The organism is Mesorhizobium japonicum MAFF 303099 (genome assembly GCF_000009625.1).
GTDB lineage: Bacteria > Pseudomonadota > Alphaproteobacteria > Rhizobiales > Rhizobiaceae > Mesorhizobium > Mesorhizobium japonicum.
Genome location: NC_002678.2, coordinates 2156824 through 2182091, shown reverse-complemented (window position 1 = coordinate 2182091; position 25268 = coordinate 2156824). Strand labels below are relative to the sequence as shown.

Genomic DNA, 25268 nt, shown 5'->3' with positions numbered 1-25268 from the left:
CATGATGACAGCCATCTATCGCTGGTTCGAGAACTGGGTCTATCCGTTCAGGGAGCCGGCGAATCTTCGGCCGCCATCGAGCGTCGGCGGCTTTCTCTGGCACTATGTCGGCCAGGCGAAGTTCGCCTTCTTCGCCATGCTGGTCATCGGCGGCATCGCTCCGCTGGTCGAGGCCGGCCTGTTCTACTTCGTTGGGCGGCTGGTCGATATACTTGACCAGCTTCCCGGCGAACGCAGCTGGCACGCGCTGTGGACCGCCGCCGGCCCCGAACTGGTGTTCATGATCGCGGTCGTGCTGGTCATCCGCACCATCGTCGTCGGCCTGTCGGCGCTGGTCGACGAGCAGACGATCACGCCCGGCTTCTACAATCTGGTGCGCTGGCAGGCGCACCGGCATGTCTCGCGCCAGTCCTACGCCTTCTTCCAGAACGATTTCGCCGGCCGCATCGCGACGAAAGTCTGGCAGGCGGGCCAAGCGACCGGCGACCTGATGGAGAGCTTCATCGAGGTCATCTGGTTCATGGTCGTCTACACAGTGACGACGCTGGCGCTGGTCGCCGGACTGGATCTGCGGCTGGCGGTGCTGGTGGTGATCTGGATCTCCGCCTTCGGCTGGCTGGCGAAGCTCTATCTGCCGGCGATCCGAAAGCATGCCGAGGCGACCGCCGAGGCCGGCTCGATGATCAATGGCCGCATCGTCGATTCCTATTCCAACGTGCAGACGCTGAAGCTCTTCGCGGCCGACGGCGACGACCGCTACATCCGGAACGGCTTCGACATCTATCTCGACGCGCTGCGCCCCTTCACCCGCCGGCTGACCGGCGTGCGTATGGCGCTGACGACACTGTCGGGCATCATGATCACGACGATCGGTTGCTTTGCCGTCTATCTCTGGGTCGAAGGCTCGATCACCGTCGGCGCGGTTGCCTTCACGCTGTCGCTGGTGCTGCGGCTCAACATGCTGCTCGGCCGCGTGATGATGCAGCTCAACGGCATATTGCGGAACCTCGGTGTGCTGGAGAATTCCAAGGCGCTGATCTCGCAGTCGCTCGGGCTTGTCGATGCGCCCGACGCCAGGGAGCTTGTCGTGGCCGGCGGTCGCATCGACGTGAAGGGGGTCGAGTTCCACTATGGCAAGGGGTTCGGCGTGCTGAACGGCATCGACCTGGTCGTGCGGCCGGGCGAAAAGGTCGGGCTGGTCGGGCCTTCAGGTGCCGGCAAGACGACTCTCGCCAATCTGATCCTGCGGCTCTACGACCTGGAAGGCGGGTCCATCACCATCGATGGCCAGAACGTCGCCAAAGTCACGCAGAATTCGCTGCGCGCCAATATTGGCGTCGTCAGCCAGGATACGGCGCTCTTCCACCGTTCGCTGCGCGACAACATCAAGCTCGGCATGCCCGACGCGACCGACGCCGCGGTGATCGCGGCGGCGAAGAAAGCCGAGGCGCATGACTTCATCCTGGGCCTGCGCGACAACCGGGACCGCGCCGGCTACGAGGCCTTTGTCGGCGAGCGCGGCGTGAAACTGTCGGGCGGCCAACGCCAGCGCGTGGCGATCGCCCGGGTCTTCCTCAAGGACGCGCCAATCCTGATCCTCGACGAGGCGACGTCGGCGCTCGATTCCGACATCGAGGCGGCGATCCAGGAGAATCTCGCCCGGCTGATGGAGAACAAGACGGTCATTGCCATCGCCCACCGGCTGTCGACGATCGCCGCGCTCGACCGTCTGGTGGTGCTGGACGGCGGGCGTATCGTCGAGCAAGGCACGCATGACGAGCTGGTGGCGCTCGACGGGCTTTATGCGCGGCTGTGGAAGCGACAGTCTGGCGGCTTCCTCTATCACGAGGAAAGCGTGCTCGAAGAGACGCGGCCGGCGGAGTAGGCGCATGGGCGGAACGCCAGAAGTCGGTTATGTGCTCAAGCGGCTCCGGCCGATCACGCCGGCCTTCGACAGGCTGAAGGATGAGAGCCGGCTGGAAGGCTACTGGATGCTGGTGCGCTTGGCGGATGGCTGGGCAAGCGGCCGCAACAAGTTCCTGAAACGGGGCGAGGCACTGTTCGGAGCGTGGCACGGCGCCGAACTTGCCGGCGTGTGCGGGCTGAACATCGATCCTTATGCCGGGGGCAGGGACCAGGGCCGGGTCCGGCACCTGTTCGTCAGCGCCCCCCACCGCCGCGCCGGCCTTGGCCGCATGCTGGTCGAGACCGTCATCGATCGGGCACGCCACTATTTCACCGTGTTGAACACCCGCGCGCCGCAGGAAGCCTTCGGTTTCTACGAACGGCTTGGCTTTCGGCGCGTGGAGGGCGAAGAATTCGTCACCCACCGCATGGTGTTCGGGAAGGGGAGCTGAAATGTCCTTGCGTCCGCCATCTCATCTTGCCGGCTCTTCGGCCACTGAAGCGGCCTTCGATGCGCTTGGCCACGAAATCCTGGCCGAAAAGGCGGCGGCGCTCGGCCGTGCCGGCCAAAAGGTCGAGGAAACGCTGGCCAGGTTGCACGGCAATGCCGATGAGGAGTTGCGCCCCAAGCTTCTCAAGGAGGCCGCCGAGGCGGTGCACGGCTATTTCATCCAGCGCGAGCTGTGCGGCTTGCGCAAGCACGATGGCGTCATCCGCGAATACGACATCCCCAGGGCTGTGCTGGTCAGGCTCGGCGCCCGGTAGGCTCGGCGCTTGCCGCACTGATTTCCCTATGGAATCGCGCCAGGCGGATGGCGAGCGCTTCGGGATTCTCGTCGGCGACGAAGTGTCCGCTGTCGGCTATGATGTCGCCCACGACATTTGAAAGCCCGGCCGCCCGCAGGCCATCGACATAGTCGCCGATCTCGCCGGGCTCGGCCGCACCCCTCAGATACAGCACCGGAACCGCGATCGGCTTGCCGGCCCACTTGGCATTGGCCTTGGCATCCTCGGGGAAGGCGCGATACCAGTCGAAACCGGCCTGGAGGCTTTCGGGCCGGGAATAGGCCTTTGCGTAGATTTCCCTGGCATCGTCAGGGATCGAGGCTTGGTCCTTCGAAAGCACATTGAAGAAGAAGTCGAAATAGGCGCTCTGATGGCCGCTCACCAGCGTTTCCGGCAAGGCCGGAACGGCATGGAATGCAAAGTGCCAGATCTGCGGATTGCGAATGATGTTCTCCCACGGCGCTACACCTGGAATGACGACATCCATGATCACCGCGCCGGACAGAATCTCCGGATGTTCGCGCAACAGGGCAAATACGATCTGGCCGCCGACATCATGGCCGGCGACCACGAGGTGCCGCAGCTCGCAAGCTTCGGCGACGCCTCTCATCAGCCTTGCCAGGGTCCGCTTGTCACCGGCCCGAGGCATGCCTTGCGAGGCGCCGATGCAGGGCAGGTCGGGGGCGACGACGCGGTAGTCGGCTGCCAGCCGGCCGATCACCCGTTCGAACGCGTAGGAGCTTTGCGGCCATCCATGCAGCAGGAGGAATGCCGGCGCTTCGGCCGGACCCGCCTCGCGGATGGCAATGCTCAGCCCTTCGATTTCGACGGTCGAGACTTGCATGTCCTGATCCTGCCGACTGCCTATGCCATAGATCTAGGCGGCAATCGGGAAATCGACAGGGCCTTGAACCGTCACTCGAGCCACTTTGTGATGAACGTGCCGTTCTCGTGAATGTCGGTCGTTTCCAGCGGGCCCGGACCGAGATTGGTGAATTTGTGCGGCGTATGCGGTGGCACGATGACAATCTGGCCGGCGGAAGCCTCGATTTCCTTGTCGCCCAAGGTAAACAGGCCGGTGCCCTGGCGGATGATGAAGATCTCCGCATAGGGGTGGGAATGCAGCCGCGGGCCGCCGCCGACATCGGGCAGGTAGTTGAAGATCAGGCAGGAGTTGGAGCCGTAGGCGCCGCCTTGCAGCTCGCCCTTCCAGTGGTCGGAGCGAACCGCCCATTCCTCACGGTCTATGACGTGTGCCATGCCTGGGAGGATAGATCACACCGGCGCCCTGTGTCGAGGCAAGCTGGAGCCTTGGAAATACAGTTGTTTCCCGGCTGTTTAGCCGCCTTTTTCGGCCATTCGCCGTCGCGCCGGGCAATAGGGGATTTTGTCCCCGCGACAATCTGCCCTTGTGCCTTGACCCGTCTGGACAAAAACGGGCTTCACGCATAAACCGAAGTCCAAATGCCGGAGGAGTTCGCTAGCCTGTTCGCCATGCGCTGTCGGGTTGGCGTGATTGAGCGGGGAACAAGGCTCGGCCACCGGCGCGGAAGAGGCGAAAGGATCAGGCACCCGTGAGCGCAACCGATATCCACGATCCCAATCGTCGAGATTTTCTTTACGTCGCCACTGGCATGGCTGCCGTGGTCGGGGCCGGGGCCGTCGCCTGGCCGTTCATCGACCAGATGCGCCCCGATGCCTCGACGCTGGCGCTCGCCTCGGTGGAAGTCGATGTCGCCTCGCTGACGCCGGGCATGTCGCTGATCGTCAAGTGGCGGGGCAAGCCGGTCGTGGTGCGCAACCGCACCGAAAAGGAAATGAAGGACGGCGAGGCCGTCAACCTCTCCGATCTCAAGGATCCGATCGCCCGCAACGCCAATCTGCCGGCCGATGCGCCGGCGACCGACGCCAACCGCACCACGCCTGGCAAGGAAGCCTGGATGGTGATGGTTCAGGTCTGCACGCATCTGGGCTGCATCCCGCTCGGCCAGGAAGGCGATTTCGGCGGCTGGTTCTGCCCGTGCCATGGCTCGCAGTACGACACCGCCGGCCGCATCCGCAAAGGCCCGGCGCCGGAAAACATGGCTGTGCCGGTATTCAAATTCATTTCCGATACCAAGATCCTTATCGGTTGAGGCAGGGGATATTTCGATGAGCGAGGGACACTCGACCTATACGCCCAAGACCGGTATCGAACGCTGGTTCGACGCCCGCATGCCGCTGCCGCGGATGGTCTACGACAGCTTCATCGCCTATCCGGTGCCGCGCAACCTCAACTATGCCTGGACCTTCGGCGGCATCCTGGCGATCATGCTGACGGCGCAAATCCTGACCGGCATCGTGCTGGCCATGCACTATACGGCCGACACCAATCTCGCCTTCGGCTCCGTCGAAAAGATCATGCGTGACGTCAATTCCGGCTGGCTGTTGCGCTACATGCATGCCAACGGCGCCTCGTTCTTCTTCATCGCTGTCTATATCCACATCTTCCGCGGCCTCTATTACGGCTCCTACAAGGCGCCGCGTGAGTTGCTGTGGATCCTGGGCTGCATCATCTATCTGCTGATGATGGCGACCGGCTTCATGGGCTATGTGCTGCCATGGGGGCAGATGAGCTTCTGGGGCGCCACCGTCATCACCGGCTTCTTCAGCGCCATTCCGCTGATCGGTGACTGGATCCAGCAGCTGCTGCTTGGCGGCTTTGCCGTCGACAATCCGACGCTGAACCGCTTCTTCGCGCTGCACTACCTCTTGCCGTTCATGATTGCCGGCGTCGTCGTTCTGCACGTCTGGGCGCTGCATGTGGTGGGCCAGTCGAACCCGACCGGCATCGAGGTCAAGTCGAAGACCGACACCGTCGCCTTCACCCCCTACGCGACCATCAAGGACGCGTTCGGCATGATCGTGTTCCTGTTCTTCTTCGCCTATTTCGTCTTCTACCTGCCAAACTATCTCGGCCATCCGGACAACTACACGGTCGCCAACCCGCTGAAGACCCCGGCCCATATCGTTCCGGAATGGTACTTCCTGCCGTTCTACGCGATCCTGCGCGCCATCACCTTCAACATCGGGCCGATCAATTCCAAGCTCGGCGGCGTGCTGTGCATGTTCGGCGCCATCGCCATGCTGTTCCTGGTGCCGTGGCTCGACACCTCCAAGGTGCGCTCGGCGGTCTACCGGCCCTGGTACAAGCTGTTCTTCTGGCTGTTCGTGGCCGATGCCATCCTGCTGGGCTGGCTGGGCTCGCAGCCGGCGGAAGGCAGCTATGTGTTCATGGCGCAGATGGCGACGCTGTTCTACTTCGCCTTCTTCCTGGTCGCGCTGCCGGTGCTCGGCCTGATCGAGACGCCGCGCAGGCTGCCGAACTCGATCACCGAGGCGGTGCTCGAAAAGAACAAGGGCGGCAGCGGGCATCCGGCGGGCGCCACGGCCGCGCCAGAGACCAAGGGCTGAGCGGTAGAGAATCTAAGGGGATTTGGCATGAAAAAGATTCTCACCTCGCTGGCGCTGGTTGGCCTTGTGGCCGCCGGCACCGCAGCGTTCGCGGCCGAAGAGGCGCACAACGCGGCGGCACCCACGCATTTCCCGATCAACGAGCCGAAGGAAATGAGCTGGAGCTTCACCGGCCCGTTCGGCACCTATGACAAGGCGCAGCTGCAGCGCGGCCTGAAGGTCTACAAGGAAGTCTGCTCGGCCTGCCATTCGATGAACCTGGTGGCGTTCCGCACGCTGTCGGACCTCGGCTACAACGACGCCCAGATCAAGACGCTTGCCGCCGAATACACCGTCCATGACGGCCCCAACGACGCCGGCGACATGTTCGACCGCCCCGGCAAGCCATCCGACCATTTCCCGGCGCCGTTCGCCAATGAGCAAGCCGCCGCTGCCTCGAACGGCGGCGCGGCCCCGCCGGACATGTCGCTGCTGGCCAAGGCACGCGGCGTCGAGCGCGGCTTTCCGCAGTTCGTCTTCGATATCTTCACCCAGTATGACGCGGGCGGCCCCGACTACATCCATTCGCTGCTGACCGGCTACGATCAGACGCCGCCGGCCGGGATGGTCATTCCCGAGGGCACGCACTACAACCCATACTTCATGTCCGGCGTGTCGCTGAAGATGCCCAAGCCGCTCTCCGACGGCCAGGTGACTTATGATGACGGTTCGCCGCAGACCGTCGACCAGTATGCCCGCGACGTATCAGCCTTCCTGACCTGGGCGGCCGAGCCGCACATGGAAGCTCGCAAGAAGATGGGCTTCCGCGTGCTGGTGTTCCTGCTGCTCTTCGGTGCGCTGGTCTATCTGACCAAGCGCAAGGTGTGGGAAGGCGTCGCGCACTAAAGTATGCCGATATTCAGGTGATGCCGGCCTGCAAATGCCGGCATCCTGCGCTTCCGGTGCTCACGTACTTCAAGTACGCTCCGCTCCGGTCCTCGGAAGCCACCATTTTCGGCTCGGCCTGACCTGAATCTCGACATACCTGGGCTGCCAAGCTAATACGGTCACGAAAGGGCGCCGAAAGGCGCCTTTTTGCATTTCAGACGACAGGCTGTGTCACATGGCCGTCACCGCCAACAGCGATCCTGCGTCATTGCCACCAAAGGATCGCACCCATGAAGAGATACGCATCGCTGACTGCTGGTCTGCTGTTGCTGGTCATCGGCTCGGCCGCCCAGGCCGAAGACGCTAAACCCTTCGTCACAAACAAAGACATCGACCTGACGATGATCCTGCCGCCGCCGCCGGCAAACGATTCGGCTCAGACCAAGGCCGAACTTGGCGAGGTGCTGACGCTGCAGGTGACGCGCACGCCCGAGATGGTGGCCGGCGCCGTTGCCGACTCCGAGGAGAATGTCTGGCGCTTCGCCAACGTGATGGGGCCGAATTTCAACAAGGAGAAGCTACCAAAGTTCAGCGCCTTCTTCGATCGCGTGGTCGAGACCGAAGGCGCTGTCGTCGATCCGGCCAAGGATGTCTGGAAGCGCCCGCGTCCGCATCAACTCAGCGACCTCGTCAAGCCGGTGGTCAAGTTGTCGAGCTCCGGCTCCTGGCCGTCCGGCCATGCCACGGTCGGCACCATGATGGGCATCATCCTTGCCGACATGGTTCCGGAGAAGCGCGCCGAGATCATGGCGCGCGCGGCCGAATACGCCCACAACCGTGAGATTGGCGGTATCCACTACGCGTCGGACGTCGAGATGGGCAAGATCTCCGGCAGCGTCATCGCCGCGGTCCTGCTCAACCGGGATGACTTCAAGGCCGAATATGAAGTGGCCAGGGCCGAGCTTCGTTCCGATCTCGGGATGTAGTCTTCGTCAGCAGTCGATTTCGAGGGAGGGGCGCTTCGGGGCGCCCCTTTTTTGTGCTTGGCCATGCTCTGCGGCAGTTCCGCAATTAGTCCGTTGGCATGGCGCCATCGGATTGATATTCGACGCATCGAGGGGCGGCAAAGGCTGACCCGCCACGGCCTTGGAAATCGATGATGCGACTCAACGACTGTCATAACTTCTCAGATTTCCGCCGCATGGCGCAGCGAAGGCTGCCGGGGCCGATCTTCGACTACATCGATGGCGCGGCCGACGACGAGGTCACCTATCGCCGCAACACCGAAAGTTTCGAGACCTGCGACCTCGTCCCCAACGTGCTGCGCGGGGTGAATGAGATCGACATGTCGGTGACGGTGATGGGGCAGAAGCTGGCGATGCCGTTCTACTGCTCGCCGACCGCCCTGCAGCGGCTTTTCCATCACCAGGGCGAGCGCGCAGTGGCCAAGGCCGCCGCCAAATACGGCACCATGTTCGGTGTCTCCTCGCTTGGCACCGTCAGCCTCGAGGAGGCTCGAAGCATCAGCAGCAGTCCGCAGGTCTACCAGTTCTATTTCCACCGGGATCGCGGCCTCAACCGGGCGATGATGCAGCGGGCGAAGCAAGTTGGCGTCGAGGTGATGATGCTGACCGTCGACAGCATAACGGGCGGCAATCGCGAGCGCGACAAGCGCACCGGCTTTGCCATTCCCTTCAAGCTCAACCTCGCGGGGATGGCGCAGTTCGCGCTCAAGCCGGCCTGGGCGATCAATTATTTCACGCATGAAGGGTTCAAGCTGCCGCAGCTCGACGAGCATGTCGACATGGGCGGCGGCACGATGTCGATCAGCCGCTATTTCACCGAAATGCTCGATCCGTCGATGACCTGGGACGATGTCGCCGAGATGGTCAGGCAGTGGTCGGGGCCGTTCTGCCTCAAGGGCATCATGTCGGTCGAGGACGCCAAACGCGCCGCCGAGATCGGCTGCAGCGGCATTGTGCTTTCCAATCATGGCGGCCGGCAGCTGGACGGGTCGCGGGCGGCATTCGACCAGCTGGCCGAGATCGTCGAGGCCGTCGGCGACCGGATCGATGTCATCATGGATGGCGGCGTGCAGCGCGGCACACATGTGCTGAAGGCCCTCTCGCTCGGCGCCAAGGCGGTCGGCATCGGCCGTTACTATCTGTTTCCGCTGGCGGCGGCCGGCCAGCCGGGTGTCGAAAGGGCGCTTGAACAGATGCGGGTCGAGATCGAGCGCGGCATGAAGCTGATGGGCTGCAGTTCGATCGGACAATTGTCGCGCCAGAATCTCCGATTTAGGTAATCTTCGCGGAGGGTGCCATGCCGGACAGCCAAAGCAGCAGTGATCGGGACGCCATCAGGGCGATCATCGTCCGCCAGTTCGCAAGCCTGAGCTGGAGCGAGGAGCACGCTCCCGGCTGGGATGATTTCACCGGCGATTTCCTGGCCGGTGCCAGCCTGTTCCCCGCCGCCCGTCCGGCAAAGCCGATGGCAGTCGGCGATTTCGTCGATCGGATGCGCAGGCTCTCGGACACGTCGCTCAGGACATTCGACCAGGCTGTGCTCGGCCTCCAAATCACGGTCTTCGGCAACATCGCGATCGCTGCTGTTGGGGCCGAGATGACCGAGAACGGGGACGAGACCAGCCGCTCGGTGGAAATGATGCTGCTGGTGAAAAGCGAGGGGCAATGGAGGATCGCTGCCCAGGCATGGGACAAGGCGAGTGCGATCACTCCTTTGCCGGACACGCTTGTCTCGGGCGCCACATCGCGCTAGCCGTTGCAGGTCGCGTCGGATCATGATTGGCCCGCCGCCGTTTCACGCCCTGTCAGCCGAAGCTGGATCATCCGGAGCCGCCTCATGAAACCTTCGCTCGAAGACACGCTGCTGGCTTCGATCCGCACCATTCCGGATTACCCGAAGCCCGGCATCCTGTTTCGCGACATCACCACGCTGCTTGGCAATGCGCGCGCTTTCCGCCGCGCCATCGACGAACTGGTGCATCCCTATGCCGGCCAGAAGGTCGACAAGATCGCCGGCATCGAGGCGCGCGGCTTTATCCTGGGCGGCGCCGTCGCCCACCAGCTTTCGGCCGGTTTCGTGCCGATCCGCAAGAAGGGCAAGTTGCCGTTCGACACGGTGCGCGTCGCCTACAGTCTGGAATACGGGCTGGACGAGATGGAGATGCACAAGGATGGCGTTGCCCCGGGCGAAAAGGTGATCCTGGTCGACGACCTGATCGCCACCGGCGGCACCGCGGAAGCGGCGGTCAAGCTGCTGCGCCAGATCGGCGCCGATATTCTTGCCGCTTGCTTCGTCATCGACCTGCCGGATCTTGGCGGCCGCGCCAAGCTCGAGGCGCTTGGCGTGCCGGTAAGGACGCTGATCGGGTTCGAGGGACACTAAGAGCGACTTCCCTTCTCCCTTGTGGGAGAAGGAAGAACCGCGCTACTCCACCTTCACCAGCACGGCGCTTTCAAACTCCAGCACCTTGTCGCCGGTCGAATCGAACGCTTCCGCGCGCAGCGACAGCATTCGCCAGCCGGGGCGCGAGGTGATGGCGCGATGGGATAGCGCAGTGCGGCTGAAGGTGACGGTCTCGCCGGCATGGACCGGCTTCAGCCACTTAAGGTTCTTGAAACCGGGCGAGGGGCCGAACTCAGGGACTGGGCCGGGGCCGTTCCAGCTGGCCCCCTCGGCATCCATGCTCGCTTCGAGATTGAGCTTCATCCAGGTGGCGGCGGTGTGCCAGCCGGAGGCGCAGAGCCCGCCAAGCACGCTCTTCCTGGCGGCCTCCTCGTCGATATGGAAGATCTGCGGGTCGTATTTGCGGGCGAACGCCTTGATCGCTTCGGGTTCGAATGTGTGCGAGCCCAGCGTCACCGTGGTGCCGATGCGGAAGAACTCATCCAGGGTCACGCCTGATACCCCGCGGCATCACGCGTCAGGAACATGACGGAATTCTCAAGCTCGAAGACGCTTTCGCCACGCTGGTTGACCAGCTCGCTGCGCATGGTGATGAAGCCCAGTTGCGGCTTCGATCGCGACAGGCGCTTGGCCAGGACAACCAGCTTGCCTCGGAGCGTATCGCCGGCCAGGACCGGTTTCTTCCACTTGACCTGATCGACGCCGGGCGCGCCCTGACAGGTGGAATCCAAGAGGAAGGCGTCACACAGCATGCGCATGAACATGGCGCAGGTGTGCCAGCCCGAGGCCGAGAGACCGCCGAGGATGCTGGCCTTGCCGGCCTCCTCGTCGAGATGCATCGGCTGGGCATCGAATTCGCTGGCGAACTCGATGATCTCGGCCGCGCTTACCTGTTTCGTGCCAAGGTCGAACGAGGCGCCCTCGACGAAATCCTCATAGGCCCATGTTTTTCCGGTCATGGTCAGGCATCCCTCGTAACGCCGACCCGCGCGGATCGGCAGACCCGGATGCAGGCCAGGGGCGATTTGGTCAAGTCCTTTCTGGTGAGCCAGCCTGAGGCAGCCGGCGCCGGCGGCAGCGGTCAGAGCCAGCCGCGGCGGCGGAAATACCAGAAGGGCAGGATCGCCGACAGGATCATCAGGCCTATGGCGAAGGGATAGCCAAGCTCCCATTTCAGCTCGGGAATGACGGTGAAATTCATGCCGTAGATCGAGGCGACCAGTGTCGGCGGCAGGAAGATGACGGCGGCGACCGAGAAGATCTTGATGATGGCGTTCTGCTCGATCGAGATCATGCCGAGCGTGGCGTCGAGCAGGAAGGAGATCTTCTGCGACAGGAAGGTGGCATGGTCGGCGAGCGACAGCACGTCGCGCGACAAGGTCTTGATGCGGGCGCGGACATCCTTGCTCATCTTGGTCAGGGTCGCGACATGGGCGAGGAAGCCAGCAAGGCGCTGCAGCGAGATCAGGCTGTCGCGGACGGACGAGGCGATGTCTTCCTTGCGGCCGATGGCTTTCAACAGTTCCTGGAAGTCGCGGTTGCGCTTCGACACCTTGGTCGAGCGCGCTTCGAAAATGTCGCGCGAAATCGTCTCGATGTCGCGGCCAGCGCGCTCGAGAATGTCGGCGAGACGGTCGACGATCGCTTCCAGGAGGCCGATCAAGATGGTGTCGCCGCTGGTGCAGCCGGTCGCCACCTTCTCGGCGCGCAGCGGGAAGGTCTTGAAGGCCTTCGGTTCATGATAGCGAATGGTGATCAGCCTGTTGCCGGCAAGCGCGAAGGTGACAGGCGACATCAGGGGATCGTCGACCTCGGTCTGCGCGGGCAAAGTGGCGGTCATGAAGTAGGCGCCGTCCTCGATGTAGAGGCGGCTGGAAATCTCGATCTCCTCCATCTCCTCGCGGGTCGGGATGGCGACGCCGACCCAGCTCTCGATGGTGGCCTCTTCTTCCTTGGTCGGACTGATCAGGTCGGCCCAGACGACCCTGTCGGCGTCGGCCAGCAGGTCGTCGACGACGCGCAGGCGATCATTGTCCACGACAAATGCCTTGATCATCGCCAGATCTCCCCTGCGAAGGTGCGTTCGGATTGCGCGTCGTGTCGGATTGCACGGCTCTTCGTCGTGTGCGCGACCGTGTGCCAGCCGCTTAGACCCGTGAGGTGACAAAATCAAGACGAGCCCAGGGAGCCGGGCCGGGATCGGCCGCTCAGAAGAACTCGTCGAGCAGCCGATACCAGGAAAGCTTCGCCGGCTCGGTTTCCGGCGGCTCGTACCGCTTGAGAAAAGGCTCTATCCAGACCTGGCCGAGATTGTAGCGGATGCTCCAGCAGGCGAGCGCCAGATCCTGGTGGCGATCCGCCACGCCCAGTCGGCCGCAATCGATGAAACCACTGAAACCGCCCCCCGCAGTCATGACATTCGGCAGGCAGGCGTCGCCATGGGTGACCACAAGATCCTCGGTCGCCGGCCGGAGTGCCTCAAGCTCGGCGAAGACCTCGGCGTCGGTCCGCCCTTGCCGTTCCTCGTCGAAATCGCTTTCGTCGACTTGGCCGCCTTCCATACGGGCCCGCGCCGCCGCGATCCGCCTGATGAGGCGATGGTCGAAGGGACAGGAGCGGATGTCGATCGCATGCAGATCGCGAAGCGCGCTCGCCATGATGCCGATGACATCGGCCTGATCGATCGCCGCCGACGCCAGATCCTCGCCGGCGACGGCCGACATCAGCAGCCAGTCGTAGCCGGCATGGCTTTCCAGGGCGATCACATCGGGGCAAGCAACGCCTTGTCCGGTAAGCCAGCGCAGCCGTGCGGCTTCATCGGCGAGTTCGGCAAAGGGACCGCTGCGCTCGCATTTCAGGAACAGCGCCGGCCTGCCGTCGGCTGCCAGCCGGAACACGCCGGCCTGTGACTGGCCGATGGTCTGCCGATGCCAGCGATAGCCGGAAACCAACTGGCGCAACCCGTTCGGCAGGCCGGTTTCCGCAGGACGGCTGGACATCGTCTGCTGCTTGGAGCGTCAGGTGTTGAACTTGAACAGCATGATGTCGCCGTCCTGGACGACATATTCCTTGCCTTCGTCGCGCGCCTTGCCGGCTTCCTTGGCCGCCACTTCACCGCCCAGCGTGACGAAGTCGTTATAGGCGATGGTCTGGGCGCGGATGAAGCCGCGTTCGAAGTCGGTGTGGATGACGCCGGCCGCCTGCGGGGCCTTGTCGCCCTTGTGGATGGTCCAGGCGCGCGTCTCCTTCGGCCCGACGGTGAAATAGGTGATAAGATGCAAAAGCTCATAACCGGCGCGGATGACCTTGTTGAGCCCCGGCTCGTCGAGGCCGAGCGAGGACAGGAATTCCATCTCTTCCTCGTCGGAGAGCTGGGCGACTTCGGCTTCGATCGCGGCCGAGATCACCACGGTGCCGGCGCCCTGAGCAGCGGCCATCTTTTCCACGGCCCTGGTGTGCTCGTTGCCGGTCGCGGCGTCGGCTTCGCCAACGTTGCAGACATAGAGCACGGGGTGCGAGGTCAGCAAGTTCAAGCCCTGCAGGATGCGCAGATCCTCGGCCGAGATGCCCTTGAGCAGGACGCGGGTCGGCTTGCCGGCCTGCAGCAATTCGAGCGCGGCCTCCATCATCGGCAGGACAGTGGTGGCTTCCTTGTCCTTGCTGCCGGCGCGCTTGCGGATCTGGACGATGCGGCGCTCCAGGCTGTCGAGGTCAGCGAGCATCAGCTCGGTCTCGACCGTCTCGGCGTCGGCGACGGGGTCGATGCGGCCCTCGACATGGGTAATGTCGTCATCCTCGAAGCAGCGCAGCACGTGCACGATGGCGTCGACCTCGCGGATGTTGGCGAGGAACTGGTTGCCTAGCCCTTCGCCCTTCGAGGCGCCGCGCACCAGGCCGGCGATGTCGACGAAGGAGATGCGGGTCGGGATGATCTCCTTCGACTTGCCGATGGCCGCGATCTTCTGCAAGCGCGGGTCGGGCACCGCCACCTCGCCGGTGTTCGGTTCGATGGTGCAGAACGGATAGTTGGCGGCCTGCGCCGCCGCCGTCCTGGTCAGCGCGTTGAAGAGCGTCGACTTGCCGACGTTGGGCAAGCCAACGATGCCGCATTTGAAACCCATTTTGTCCAGTCCTGTCGGAAAAGCGAAATTTGATGAGGGCTATGGGCGATAGGGGTGATCTACGTCAAGCCCTGTAGGGCCGCATGCGGGCCCGCTCAGTCCTTGTTGCCGAAGAGTTTCTTCAGCATGGCGGCCATCGGGCCGGTCTCCGGCAGTTTGGCGGGTGCTTGTTGCGACCGCGCCTGGCGGATGTGGCTCTGTTGTTTGGGCTGCTGCTTCTGCGCCGGCTTTTCCAGCTCGGCTATCGCCTTACCCTGGACGGCGAGGGCGGCCTTGTTCATGAAGCCGGATTCGTCGCCCTTGACGATCATGGCGGCGTTGTCGGCGATCGCATCGAGCAAGGGATCGAGCCATTCGCGGTCGGCCTTGGCGAAGTCGCCGAGCACATGATGCTGGACCATTTCCTTGATGCCGGGATGGCCGACGCCGATGCGCACGCGGCGATAGGCGTTGCCGATATGGCCGTCGATCGAGCGGATGCCGTTGTGGCCGCCGGCGCCGCCGCCGGTCTTGATGCGCAGCTTGCCTTCGGCGAGGTCGATCTCGTCATAGAAGACGGTGAGCGCGGAAAGCTCGAGCTTGTAGAAGCGCAGCGCTTCGCCGACCGACTGGCCGGACAGGTTCATGAAGGTTTGGGGCTTGATCAGGATGATCTTTTCGCCGGCAATCGTGCCCTCGGCGATCAGGCCCTGGAATTTCTTCGACCAGGGCGAAAAGGAATGGCGGCGGGCGATTGCGTCCGCCGCCATGAAGCCGACATTGTGCCGGTTATCAGCGTATTTCGCGCCCGGATTGCCGAGGCCTGCAAAGACAAGCATCGTCTGCTCCGGGCGGAAAGAGTTACTTCTCTTCGGCGACAGGAGCCGCCTCAGGTGCAGCCACTTCGACCGTCTCTTCCGCCTCCGGCTTCATCGCCGACGAACCGGCAATGGTCGCGATGGTGAAGTCGCGGTCGGAGATGACCGGCTTGACGCCCGCCGGCAGCTGGACCGCCGAGATGTGGATCGAGTCGCCGATGTTGGTGCCGGTGAGATCGATGGTGATGAATTCCGGGATCGCATTGGCCGGGCAGTGGAACTCGACTTCGTGACGCACGATGTTGAGCACGCCGCCGCGCTTGATGCCGGGCGACTTGTCCTCATTGATGAAGTGGACAGGCACGTCGACATTGACCTCGGTGTCCTTGCCGATGCGCAGGAAGTCGACATGGACGGGGAAATCCTTGACCGGGTCGAGCTGAAAATCCTTTGGCAGGACCTGGATCTTCTTGCCGTCGACATCGATCGTGGCGATCGTGGTCAGGAACCCACCGCCATGGATCTTGTAGTAGATGTCCTTATAGGTGAGAGCGATCGCCAGGGGAGGCTGCTTGTCACCATAGATTACTGCAGGCACTTTACCGTTGCGGCGAACTGCACGGGCGGACCCCTTACCGACCTGTTCGCGCGCTTCGGCCTTGAGCTCGTAAGTATCGTGGCTCATGGCTTTTCCTTTCGCGTGTTATGGAGCGTTTGCGGCAGCGCAAGTTGCCCAAGCCGTAAACGTCGAAAGCCGCCGGACCTCGATGCCCGAACGAGGGCACCGGCTTTGAGACGGAGCTTTGTTCGGGATCACAAGGGAAGGCAGCCTTCCGCCGCGTTGCCTCCAAGGGTGTCTACGCGGGTGGCGGCTCTATAGCGGAAGGTGGCGAGAGGTGCAAGCGGTTGGGCTGGAGGGCATGAAAGGCAGTTCGAGGATCGATCTTCGTCTGACGGTTCGCCAAGGAGTTGCCATGCCTGCGGTGGGCAGCCAGCGGTGGCAGTCATCATTGCGACGACATATGTTTAGACAACCAGCGGCAAAGCTTTTGGGTCAAAGTGCGCCTGGAACGCGCTCGGGCGCTGATCTGCACGCGCCAGTCCGGAATATCAATCTCGGCTTCCGTGCTCGCCGCCCGAGCCCTCTGCGCCAGCCATGTCACGTCGACAAGCGGGCATCCATTGGCCAGCAACCGGTTGGTGAGCATCAGCTCATTGAGAATAGCCCGGGTCTTGCTTTCGAAAAACGGCAGCGTTTCAGGTGTAAGATCGAACCTTGAGTGCCAGACCGCCTCCTTGCCTGCTCCGTCGCCGGTGAGCCAATGCAGCAAAAGCTGCTGATATGCTTGCGAGATCGGTGCGTCATCACGGAAGGGCTGTCGAGGGTTGCCGCTGAAAATCGGCGCGTCCCTGCCGACGCTTACCAAGGATCCCAGGCTGCTGAGTTGCCGCGGGTTCATCAGGATGAACGAGCTGCGGAGCCAGGCCTGCGAACGGATTCCGAAAATCGAGACGGCCTCGCGGTGAGAATCAATGCACCCCAGCGCTCCCTGCAAGCCAAGCAACGACCGCAACGAGCCAGCATCAATCAATTTGAGATAATCAGATCCGGATGCTGCGAAAGCCGAGGTGGCCAAGTGGATCAGATCATAGTGATGCAGTTTGGCGCCGGTATGATTGATGCCGCAGTCCCACGCGGAGAACTCCCAATCTTCGTTCGACGCGCCGATCAGTTCGACCCCGTGGTCTAAATCAGAGCCATGGCCGACCGGCAGCGAATTGTCGATCACGAGCATGCGATGCGCGACGTCCGGCATCTGGTGGGCGAACATAGCTCGCAAGTCCTGCCATGCGGTCGGATACTTCTCGGTCCCGTGACGCGTCAGAAGGGTCAAAACACGAAGCGGTTGGGCGTGCATGGCGAATCCAGACAAAGCGCAGACAGAGCCTGCAGGTCAACTCCCCGCGACTCCTCATGTTCGAATTTCGTTTCGTGCCAGCCTGAGCACGAGAGGGCGAACGAAGGAAGCATTTCGATTCCGCGCGAGCGCAGTTCAAGCCGCCCCAAGGCACTCGAGCTTCAGCCGGTGGCTACCGATGGCCGTTCAACGCATCGCGCAGCGCCTGGACTTGCCGGTTCAGCGCATCGAGCTCAGCCAGCGTCATGCCCGAGCGCTTGATCAAGGTCTCGTTGAGGCAGTTGCACTGGACGAGCAGCGCGCGCCCGGTTGATGTCAGGTCGACCTGAACCTGGCGCTCATCGACCTGGCTGCGCTGGCGGGTGACCAACCCGGCCTGTTCCATTCGCTTCACCAGTGGCGTGACGGTGCTCGATTCCAAAGCGAGCCTATGCGCAATCGAGCCGACCGACATGCCGTCGGCCTCACCCAGCGCGTTGAGCACGAGATATTGCGGATAGGTGATCCCCATTTCGTCCAGCATCGGCTTGTAGGTGCGGTTGATCGCCATGCTGGTGGCATAGAGCGTGAAGCAGAGCTGATTGTCCAACGGGAGAGGCACGACGCGTTCCTTGTTTGCCGACCTTTGTTTGTCGGCGCAAGGAATTCGATACCACGAAAAATGATATCGCGATACATATCTTTGTAGACAGGGGCTCAAGGCTGCGCTAGCCATATGGATATCGCGATATTGTCTATCGCGAAAACAATCAAAGGAGATTGAGATGGCTTCGAAGACAAAATCCGGTTCCGGCAGCGGCACGATCACCACCAAGGACGGCACGCAGATTTTCTACAAGGACTGGGGAACCGGGCAGCCCATCGTCTTCCATCATGGCTGGCCGTTGAGCAGCGACGACTGGGACGCACAGATGCTGTTCTTCCTTGCGCAAGGCTACCGCGTCATCGCCCATGACCGGCGCGGCCATGGCCGCTCGACGCAGACGGATATCGGCAACGAGATGGACACCTACGCCGCCGATGTCGCTGAACTCGCGGCGCATCTCGACCTCAAGAACGCTATCCATGTCGGCCATTCGACCGGCGGCGGCGAGGTGGCGCGCTATGTCGCGAAGTACGGCTCGGGCGGCCGCGTCGCCAAGGCGGTGCTGATCGGCGCGGTGCCGCCAATCATGCTCAAGACGGCTGCCAATCCCGGCGGCCTGCCGATCGAGGTCTTCGACGGTTTCCGCGCTGCCCAGGCAGCCAACCGCGCCCAGTTCTTCCGCGACGTTCCTGCCGGTCCGTTCTATGGCTTCAACCGCCCGGGTGCCGAGGTTTCGCAGGGCGTGGTCGACAATTGGTGGCGCCAGGGCATGATGGGCGGCACCAAGGCGCATTACGATTGCATCAAGGCTTTCTCGGAAACCGACTTCACCGAGGACCTGAAGGCGATCGACGTGCCGGTGCTGGTCATGCATGGTGACGACGACCAGATCGTCCCGATCGCCGACTCGGCGCTGCTGTCGATCAAGCTGCTCAAGAAGGGCGAGCTCAAGGTCTACAAGGGTTTCCCGCACGGCATGGCGACAACCCATGCGGATGTCATCAACGCCGACCTGCTGGCCTTCTTCAAGGCTTAAAGCCTTCCGCGGTATAGGCAAGGCCCGCGCCCATCCGGCGGGGGCCTTTTCATTTGAATTCCGATCCGCCGCGTTTAGGCCACAGCCTGCGCCTTCCGTGCTTCCTTCATGTTGGGCAGGAATACCGTCAGCAGGCCCAGGAGCGGCAGATACGAGCAGACCTGGAAGACGAAATCGATGCCCTTCATGTCGGCGACGACGCCGAGCACGGCCGCCGCGATGCCGCCCATGCCGAAGGCGAAGCCGAAGAAGATGCCGGCGATCATGCCGACGCGGCCCGGCACCAGTTCCTGCGCGAAGACGACGATGTTGGAGAAGGCCGACGACAGGATCAGCCCGATCAGCACGGTCAGCACCATCGTCCATTCCAGATTGGCGTAGGGCAGCGCCAGCGTGAAGGGCAGCACGCCGACGATCGAGAACCAGATCATCGCTTTCTGTCCGTAGCGGTCGCCGAACGGCCCGCCGAGCAGGATGCCCAGCGCCGAGGCGCCGAGGAACAGGAACAGCATCACCTGGCTCATCTGCACGGACACCCCGAATTTATGGATGGAGTAGAAGGTGTAGTAGCTGGCGAGGCTGGCGATGTAGGCGTTCTTGCTCAGCACCAGCAGCGTCAGTACGATCAGCGCGCTCATGACTTTGCGGCGCGGGAAGGGCGAGACGAAGCTTACCGCCTTGCGGGTGCCTTGCGCGGCGCGCAGGCGACTGTACCAGCCGCCGACCTGCCACAAAACGACGATGCCGATCAGCGAGCCGACGGCGAACCAGGCGATGCTGGTCTGGCCAAACGGCACGACGATGAAGGCGGCCAGCAGCGGCCCCATGGACTGGCCGAAATTGCCGCCGACCTGGAACAGCGACTGCGCCAGGCCAAACCGGCCGCCGGAAGCAAAGCGCGCGATGCGCGAGGATTCGGGATGGAAGATCGCCGAGCCGATGCCGATCAGCGAGGCGCCGATCAGCAGCAGATAATAGTGCCCGGCGTAGGCCAGCACGACCAGGCCGATCAGAGACGAGGCCATGCCGTAGGGCAGGGAATAGGGCATCGGCCGCTTGTCGGTGATCATGCCGATCACCGGCTGCAGCAAGGACGCCGTCACCTGGAAGGTGAAGGTCAGCAGGCCAATCTGCCAGAAATCGAGGCCGTAATTCTGTTTCAGAAGCGGATAAATGGCCGACAGCAGCGATTGCATGATGTCGTTGATGCAATGGCAGAAGCTCACCGCCAGGATGACGGTGAAGGCCGTCGCCTGAGCTGAGGCGTGACTGGCGGTCGCTGGTGACGCGACGCTGGCGGCTGTCGTATCGGTCAAGGCAGGCTCCGTGGTCTTTTTGGCGGGCACGCCCGCGGGCAATCTAGCGGACGCTCCCGCGGCCGCCTTAGGGACGGTTGCCTTATAGGCCGCTTGCCGCGCAACTTCTTTCGTGGTTTGGTCCAATAGTTTCGCAAGTGGGCCATACAAGATGCCGCATGGCAGGGAAATCTTCCGCGCCGGCAATGCCGATCTCGGCCAATTGCACCAGAGCCGCTGGCAATGGCTGGAGGAGGTCGCCGGGCCGGCGGTGGCGTTGCCGACGGAATATCCCGACGGCTACCACGTGCCGCAACACCGCCACAGGCGCAGCCAGTTGCTGCACGCGCTGGTCGGCGTGGTGCTGGTGACGACGCGGCATGGGCGCTGGATGGTGCCACCAGACCATGCGATGTGGATTCCGGCCGGCATCGAGCATTCCGTCGAGATGCTGGGCGATGTCTCGATGCGCTCGGTCTACGTCATGCCGGGCGCAATCCCGGGGCTGCCGGAAGGCTTGCGCGTCGTCGGCGTCACCGAGCTGATGCACAGCCTGATCGTGGAATCGGAGAAACTGCCGCAAGGCGGCGAGCTGGAGGGACGCGGCGGGTTGATCATGAAGCTGTTGCTGCATGAGATCCCGACCTTGCCGGAACGGCCGCTCGGCCTGCCATTTCCGTCCGATGCGAGGCTGGCGGCGCTCTGCCGCCGCTTTGTCGCGGCACCTTCACCGCATGCGACGATCGACGAATGGGCCGATGCCGCCGGCATGAGCCGGCGCTCCTTCACGCGCGCCTTCCAGCGCCAGACCGGCCTGTCGCTGTCGACGTGGCGCCAGCAGGCCTGCTTGTTCGCGGCGCTGCCGCGGCTCGCCGATGGCGAGCCGATCACCAGGGTGGCGCTCGATCTCGGCTATGACAGCGTGCCGGCCTTCATCACCATGTTCAAGCGCATGCTGGGCTCGTCGCCGCGCGGCTATATGCGCGGCGCGCGAGACAATGGCGAAGGCATAAGGCGAGCCCCGCCCCGCCTTGAGGCTCCGGCGCCATAGTAAGCAATGCCGGAGCGCGTTGACGCCTAGTCCATCTGAACGCCGCTCGGGCTTGACGATCGGCTCCCACTTGGCGAGTTCAGCCTTCACATGCGTTGCCAGCTCTTCCGGGGTGGAGGCCATGATCGAGGCGCTGAATTGGCCCATGCGCGCAATCACATCAGGATCCTGCAGCGCTTCGGCTGCTGCCTTGTGGAGAACCTCGATCACGTCCGCGGGGATGCCCGCAGGCGCGAACAGGGGCGTCCGCTCCGCCCGGGTGACGTCTCGTCGATAGCGGAGGTTTAGTCGAACAGGCTCGACACCGACTCCTCGGTTGCCGTGCGCGAGATCGCTTCGCCCATCAGGTCGGCGATCGAGATGACGCGGATGTTGGGGGCGTCGAGCACGCCTTGCGTCGGCTGGATGGAATCGGTGATCACCAGTTCCTGCAGTTTCGAGCCGCTGATACGGGCCACAGCGCCGCCTGACAGCACGCCATGGGTGATATAGGCGGTGACGCTGGTGGCACCGTTGGCCAAGAGCGCATCGGCGGCATTGCACAGCGTGCCGCCGGAATCGACGATGTCGTCGATCAGCAGGCAGTCCTTGCCGGCGACCGCGCCGATAATGTTCATGACTTCCGATTCGCCCGGGCGCTCACGGCGCTTGTCGACGATGGCGAGCTGCGCGTCGAAGCGCTTGGCAAGCGCCCGCGCCCGCACCACGCCGCCAATGTCGGGCGACACCACCACGACGTTGCCGAGCTGCTTGTATTTCGCCTTCACGTCGCGGGCCATCACCGGCACCGAGAACAGGTTGTCGGTCGGGATGTCGAAGAAGCCCTGGATCTGGCCGGCATGCAGGTCCAGCGTCAGAACGCGGTCGACGCCGGCGCGGGTGATCATGTTGGCGACCAGCTTGGCCGAGATCGGCGTGCGGCCCGACGCCCGGCGGTCCTGCCTGGCATAGCCGAAATAGGGAATCACCGCCGTGATGCGCTTGGCCGAGGAGCGCATGAAGGCGTCGATCATGATGAGCAGTTCCATCAAATGATCGTTGGTCGGAAACGAGGTCGACTGCAGGATGAAGACATCCTCGCCGCGCACGTTTTCCTGGATTTCGACGAAGATTTCCTGGTCGGCGAAGCGCCTGACAGTGGCCTTGCCCAGCGGGATGTTGAGATAGCGGGCGACCGCTTCGGCCAGCACCCTGTTGGAATTGCCCGCGAAGAGTTTCATGCACCGTTCCTGGTGGGGGATGGGAAGGCCTGACAGACTCTCCCGTACCTTTTAATCGGGCTTTTAGCGGCCCGTGCTGGTATTGCAAGCGCCGAGATCGGGAATCCGCCGGCTAAGCTGAAGAAAGGTTGGTGCCATCGCCGAGAGGCAACACTCAGGCATGTCTTGCTAGCCAGCCTTGCCGCCCAGAAATGCCGCGAACTGGTCGATGGTCTGGTCGGCGATCGCCTGCATGGTGGCCGGCGAGACCCCCTTCCAGCTGTCGGCGCCCGCGCCGGCGGCGGAATTGACCGAAGGCGCCTTCATCTGGCCGTTGATGCGGTGCAGGCGGTTGCCTGAAGGGTCGTAGACGTCCCAGACATAGATGACGGTGGTGTCCTTGCCCTCCGAAATCGCCGAGAAATAACCCTTCAGCACATGGGTCGCGGTCTGGTCGGCGCTGCCGGCAAGCGTAATTCCACGCTGCCTGGCGCGCGTCTGCAGTTCCGCCGTCAGCGGGGTCGCGGCATCGACCGAAGCGCCGACGATCGGCGCGATCTGCAGCCGGGTCTTCGACAGGATGGCAGCACTTTGGGCTGAGGTGAGCGGCGTGGTGGTGGTTGCGGGCGCCCCCGCCGTGGTGGTCGCAGGCGCAGCTGTTGACGGGGTGGGAACCGTGGCCGCCGTACTGCCCGGCGCCACCGGCCCCGAAGTCGCCGGCGGGGTGATGGCGGAAGGTTCGAGAACGTCCTTTGCGTTGGTGCAGGCAGCCAGAGCCAATGCCACAAGCAATGACACGGTCGTCACATGCGATCGTCTCATTTGCCTTCTAACTCCTTGGCGAAGAACGCCTCCCATTATGGATTCACTGTACGATCAAGTCGAGATCATGGCGGGAAAGCGGCTTCGGCTGGGATTCGGTGGTCAGGTAGGTGCGGCCAAGCGTCATTGCCGTCTCGGTCTCGGAATCCATGATGATCATGTGCGCGAACAGCGTCATGTGCGGCGCGATCGGCTCGGGATTGCCCTGGTAGAACATCGGCATGTCCATCCAGGACGGCGTGAAGCGGGCGCCGACGGAGTAGCCACAGGCGTTCAGCCGGTGCTTGGTCAGGCCGTGCGCCTCCATGGTGCGGGCGTGGGCGTCGAAGACATCGCCGAACGTATTGCCCGGCGTCATCGCCTTTTCCACCGCGATAAGGGCGGCACGCGCGGCATCGAACAGCTCCTGATGGCGCTTCGACACCTTGCCGGTCAACACCGTGCGCATCATCGGCGCGTGGTAGTGATGGAAGACACCGGCCCATTCGAGCGTCAGCTGGTCGTTCTTGGTGAGCTTGCGGCGGCCGGCCTTGTAGCGGCACAGCAGCGCGTCGACGCCCGAACCGATGATGAACTCGTTGGCCGGATAGTCGCCGCCGCCGGCAAAGATCGCGCCCTGCATGGCGGCCAGGATCAGCGCCTCGTCGCCGCCCTGCTTGATCAGCGGCAGTGCCGCGTCCAGCGCGTCGTCGGAGAGATTGGCGGCCTTCTCGGCCTTGGCGATCTCGGCCGGGCTCTTGAACAGGCGCAGCCGGCCGACAATGCCGGATGCGTCGGCGATCTGGCCGAAGGTCTGCAACTGCTCGTCGAGCCGGCGGCCATTGTAGGCGGTCAGGCCATGGGTGTCGTATTCGACGCCGATGCGGGCGCCGAGCAGGTCGAGGTCGTTGAGCAGATTGCGCAGGTCAACCGCCGGGTTGGCGCCGTTGCGGTCGGTCCACAGCACGACGTTGTCGATGATCGAGGTGTGGCGCGCCTGCCGCAGGTCGGCCGAGCGGGTCAAAAGCACCATCGAGCCGTCGGCCTTCACCACCAGGCACTGGAAGAAGCAGAAGCCGAACGTGTCGTAGCCGGTCAGCCAATACATGCTTTCCTGCGCGAACAGCAGGATGGCGTCGAGCTTCTTCTCGGCCATCTCGATCATCAGCCGGTCGCGCCGCGCGTCAAATTCCGATCGTTCAAAATGCAGCGCCATTATTCACTCTCCAAAACGATGGCCGAAACCTGCCGGCCGTAATCGGATTCCCCGCGGTGCGTGGTGCGCCGGTAGGAGTAAAACAGATCTTCCTCGGCATAGGTGCAGCGGCCGAGGCCTTCAGCGGTCACTCCTGCCCTGACAAGCCGGTCGACCGTGTAACGGTTGAGGTCGAACATGGCATGGCCTGATGTGGCGGAGGGCGCGAAATAGCCGATGTTCTCCGCGTCGGCCTCGACGAAGCGGGCAACGAATTCCGGCCCTACTTCATAATTGGCGGGGCCGATCGAGGGGCCGAGCACGGCGACGATGTTTTCGCGCCGGGCGCCCAGGCTTTCCATGGCGGCAACTGTGTTCTCCAGCACGCCCGTAAAAGCGCCTTTCCAGCCGGCATGCGCCGCGCCGATGATGCGCGCGCCGGAATCGGCAAACAGCACCGGGCCACAGTCGGCGGTCGAGGCGCCGATGGCGATGCCCGGACGGTCGGTGACGATGGCATCGGCCTTGGGCCGTTCGCCGGCAAAGGGTTCCCTGGCGACGATGACGTCGGGCGAATGGATCTGCCATGCGGTTAGCAGATGGTTCGCCGGCACGCCCATCCAGGCGGCGACACGGGCGCGATTCTCGGCCACCAGCGCCTTGTCATCATCCGACCCGGTGCCGATGTTGAGGCCCTGATAGATGCCCGTCGAGACGCCACCCGTGCGGGTGAAATAGCCATGGCGGATGCCTTGCGCCTGCGCCTTGTCCAGCAGCGGCGACCGAACGGGATCCGGTTTGGTCTGATTCAGCATGCGGGCGTTGTTG

At 63.3% G+C, this 25268-nt stretch carries 28 protein-coding genes; 12 read left to right on the top strand and 16 right to left on the bottom strand.

Features of this window, described 5'->3' with window-relative positions; translation table 11 throughout:
• Position 1 precedes the first annotated feature (1 nt).
• Genes MAFF_RS11735 through MAFF_RS11725 form a run of 3 tightly spaced genes read left to right on the top strand, consistent with a single transcriptional unit; the run spans position 2 to position 2670 of the window.
• On the top strand, positions 2–1885 hold the full coding sequence (locus MAFF_RS11735) for an ABC transporter ATP-binding protein (protein WP_032931427.1): 1884 nt from the start codon (positions 2–4) through the stop codon (positions 1883–1885).
• Positions 1886–1889: 4 nt separating this feature from the next.
• Entirely contained in the window at positions 1890–2357 is a 468-nt protein-coding gene (locus MAFF_RS11730; protein ID WP_044548275.1) for a GNAT family N-acetyltransferase, read from the top strand.
• Between the two features lies 1 nt (position 2358).
• On the top strand, positions 2359–2670 hold the full coding sequence (locus MAFF_RS11725) for a DUF6665 family protein (RefSeq protein WP_044548274.1): 312 nt from the start codon (positions 2359–2361) through the stop codon (positions 2668–2670).
• Here MAFF_RS11725 and MAFF_RS11720 read toward each other — a convergent pair.
• Positions 2651–3535 (bottom strand): alpha/beta fold hydrolase, encoded by an 885-nt coding sequence (locus MAFF_RS11720; RefSeq protein WP_010911123.1) that lies wholly within the window; start codon positions 3533–3535, stop codon positions 2651–2653. The two genes, MAFF_RS11725 and MAFF_RS11720, sit on opposite strands and share 20 nt — an antisense overlap.
• 71 nt (positions 3536–3606) lie before the next feature.
• Entirely contained in the window at positions 3607–3951 is a 345-nt protein-coding gene (locus tag MAFF_RS11715) for a cupin domain-containing protein (RefSeq protein ID WP_010911122.1), read from the bottom strand.
• A 314-nt stretch (positions 3952–4265) separates the two neighbouring features.
• On the opposite strand from MAFF_RS11715, the gene petA reads away from it, so the two are divergent.
• From petA to MAFF_RS11680, 7 genes are all read left to right on the top strand, one after another.
• The gene (gene petA / locus MAFF_RS11710) at positions 4266–4826 is read left to right on the top strand and encodes a ubiquinol-cytochrome c reductase iron-sulfur subunit (protein ID WP_010911121.1); all 561 of its coding nucleotides are present in this window, start codon (positions 4266–4268) and stop codon (positions 4824–4826) included.
• 16 nt (positions 4827–4842) lie between these two features.
• A complete protein-coding gene (locus MAFF_RS11705; RefSeq protein WP_010911120.1) occupies positions 4843–6144 on the top strand; it encodes a cytochrome b in 1302 nt (433 codons plus the stop codon).
• Positions 6145–6171: 27 nt separating this feature from the next.
• Complete coding sequence (locus tag MAFF_RS11700) at positions 6172–7029, top strand: cytochrome c1 (protein ID WP_010911119.1); 858 nt, start codon at positions 6172–6174, stop codon at positions 7027–7029.
• Positions 7030–7301: 272 nt separating this feature from the next.
• Positions 7302–7997: an acid phosphatase gene (locus tag MAFF_RS11695; protein ID WP_010911118.1), complete on the top strand. Its 696-nt coding sequence runs from the start codon at positions 7302–7304 to the stop codon at positions 7995–7997.
• Positions 7998–8170: 173 nt separating this feature from the next.
• Positions 8171–9316, top strand: coding sequence for an alpha-hydroxy acid oxidase (locus tag MAFF_RS11690; RefSeq protein WP_010911117.1), 1146 nt, complete (start codon positions 8171–8173; stop codon positions 9314–9316).
• A gap of 17 nt (positions 9317–9333) precedes the next feature.
• On the top strand, positions 9334–9789 hold the full coding sequence (locus tag MAFF_RS11685; RefSeq protein ID WP_010911116.1) for a nuclear transport factor 2 family protein: 456 nt from the start codon (positions 9334–9336) through the stop codon (positions 9787–9789).
• Positions 9790–9873: 84 nt separating this feature from the next.
• Positions 9874–10419: an adenine phosphoribosyltransferase gene (locus MAFF_RS11680; RefSeq protein ID WP_010911115.1), complete on the top strand. Its 546-nt coding sequence runs from the start codon at positions 9874–9876 to the stop codon at positions 10417–10419.
• Between the two features lie 42 nt (positions 10420–10461).
• On the opposite strand, the gene MAFF_RS11675 is transcribed toward MAFF_RS11680, so the two are convergent.
• The 9 genes from MAFF_RS11675 to MAFF_RS11635 all read right to left on the bottom strand — a co-directional run bounded on the left by MAFF_RS11675 (position 10462) and on the right by MAFF_RS11635 (position 17878).
• The gene (locus tag MAFF_RS11675) at positions 10462–10932 is read right to left on the bottom strand and encodes a MaoC family dehydratase (RefSeq protein WP_010911114.1); all 471 of its coding nucleotides are present in this window, start codon (positions 10930–10932) and stop codon (positions 10462–10464) included.
• Positions 10929–11399: a MaoC family dehydratase gene (locus tag MAFF_RS11670; RefSeq protein WP_010911113.1), complete on the bottom strand. Its 471-nt coding sequence runs from the start codon at positions 11397–11399 to the stop codon at positions 10929–10931. The genes MAFF_RS11675 and MAFF_RS11670 overlap by 4 nt, the downstream gene beginning before the upstream one ends.
• 122 nt (positions 11400–11521) lie before the next feature.
• Complete coding sequence (gene corA, locus MAFF_RS11665; RefSeq protein ID WP_010911112.1) at positions 11522–12496, bottom strand: magnesium/cobalt transporter CorA; 975 nt, start codon at positions 12494–12496, stop codon at positions 11522–11524.
• A 151-nt stretch (positions 12497–12647) separates the two neighbouring features.
• Positions 12648–13439, bottom strand: coding sequence for an APH(3')-II family aminoglycoside O-phosphotransferase (locus MAFF_RS11660; RefSeq protein WP_010911111.1), 792 nt, complete (start codon positions 13437–13439; stop codon positions 12648–12650).
• A gap of 18 nt (positions 13440–13457) precedes the next feature.
• The gene (gene ychF, locus MAFF_RS11655) at positions 13458–14561 is read right to left on the bottom strand and encodes a redox-regulated ATPase YchF (RefSeq protein WP_010911110.1); all 1104 of its coding nucleotides are present in this window, start codon (positions 14559–14561) and stop codon (positions 13458–13460) included.
• Positions 14562–14656: 95 nt separating this feature from the next.
• Entirely contained in the window at positions 14657–15379 is a 723-nt protein-coding gene (gene pth / locus MAFF_RS11650) for an aminoacyl-tRNA hydrolase (protein WP_010911109.1), read from the bottom strand.
• A gap of 22 nt (positions 15380–15401) precedes the next feature.
• Complete coding sequence (locus MAFF_RS11645) at positions 15402–16043, bottom strand: 50S ribosomal protein L25/general stress protein Ctc (RefSeq protein WP_010911108.1); 642 nt, start codon at positions 16041–16043, stop codon at positions 15402–15404.
• Between the two features lie 322 nt (positions 16044–16365).
• Positions 16366–17277, bottom strand: coding sequence for a hypothetical protein (locus MAFF_RS11640; protein WP_010911107.1), 912 nt, complete (start codon positions 17275–17277; stop codon positions 16366–16368).
• Positions 17278–17449: 172 nt separating this feature from the next.
• Positions 17450–17878 carry a MarR family winged helix-turn-helix transcriptional regulator gene (locus MAFF_RS11635; protein WP_010911106.1) on the bottom strand — a complete coding sequence of 143 codons (429 nt, stop codon included), beginning with the start codon at positions 17876–17878 and terminating at the stop codon, positions 17450–17452.
• Positions 17879–18041: 163 nt separating this feature from the next.
• Between MAFF_RS11635 and MAFF_RS11630 the strand changes: the two genes are divergently transcribed.
• Positions 18042–18899 (top strand): alpha/beta fold hydrolase, encoded by an 858-nt coding sequence (locus MAFF_RS11630; RefSeq protein WP_010911105.1) that lies wholly within the window; start codon positions 18042–18044, stop codon positions 18897–18899.
• A 74-nt stretch (positions 18900–18973) separates the two neighbouring features.
• On the opposite strand, the gene MAFF_RS11625 is transcribed toward MAFF_RS11630, so the two are convergent.
• Positions 18974–20215 carry an MFS transporter gene (locus MAFF_RS11625; RefSeq protein WP_044550837.1) on the bottom strand — a complete coding sequence of 414 codons (1242 nt, stop codon included), beginning with the start codon at positions 20213–20215 and terminating at the stop codon, positions 18974–18976.
• Between the two features lie 151 nt (positions 20216–20366).
• On the opposite strand from MAFF_RS11625, the gene MAFF_RS11620 reads away from it, so the two are divergent.
• Positions 20367–21245, top strand: coding sequence for an AraC family transcriptional regulator (locus tag MAFF_RS11620; RefSeq protein WP_010911103.1), 879 nt, complete (start codon positions 20367–20369; stop codon positions 21243–21245).
• A gap of 284 nt (positions 21246–21529) precedes the next feature.
• Here MAFF_RS11620 and MAFF_RS11610 read toward each other — a convergent pair whose 3' ends face one another.
• From MAFF_RS11610 to pgeF, 4 genes are all read right to left on the bottom strand, one after another.
• Positions 21530–22465, bottom strand: coding sequence for a ribose-phosphate pyrophosphokinase (locus MAFF_RS11610; protein ID WP_010911102.1), 936 nt, complete (start codon positions 22463–22465; stop codon positions 21530–21532).
• Positions 22466–22633: 168 nt separating this feature from the next.
• Positions 22634–23266: a hypothetical protein gene (locus MAFF_RS11605; protein WP_044548273.1), complete on the bottom strand. Its 633-nt coding sequence runs from the start codon at positions 23264–23266 to the stop codon at positions 22634–22636.
• Positions 23267–23309: 43 nt separating this feature from the next.
• Positions 23310–24461, bottom strand: a complete 1152-nt coding sequence (locus MAFF_RS11600) for a M24 family metallopeptidase (protein WP_010911100.1) — start codon at positions 24459–24461, stop codon at positions 23310–23312.
• A complete protein-coding gene (gene pgeF, locus MAFF_RS11595; RefSeq protein ID WP_010911099.1) occupies positions 24461–25255 on the bottom strand; it encodes a peptidoglycan editing factor PgeF in 795 nt (264 codons plus the stop codon). The genes MAFF_RS11600 and pgeF overlap by 1 nt, the downstream gene beginning before the upstream one ends.
• Positions 25256–25268: the final 13 nt, after the last annotated feature.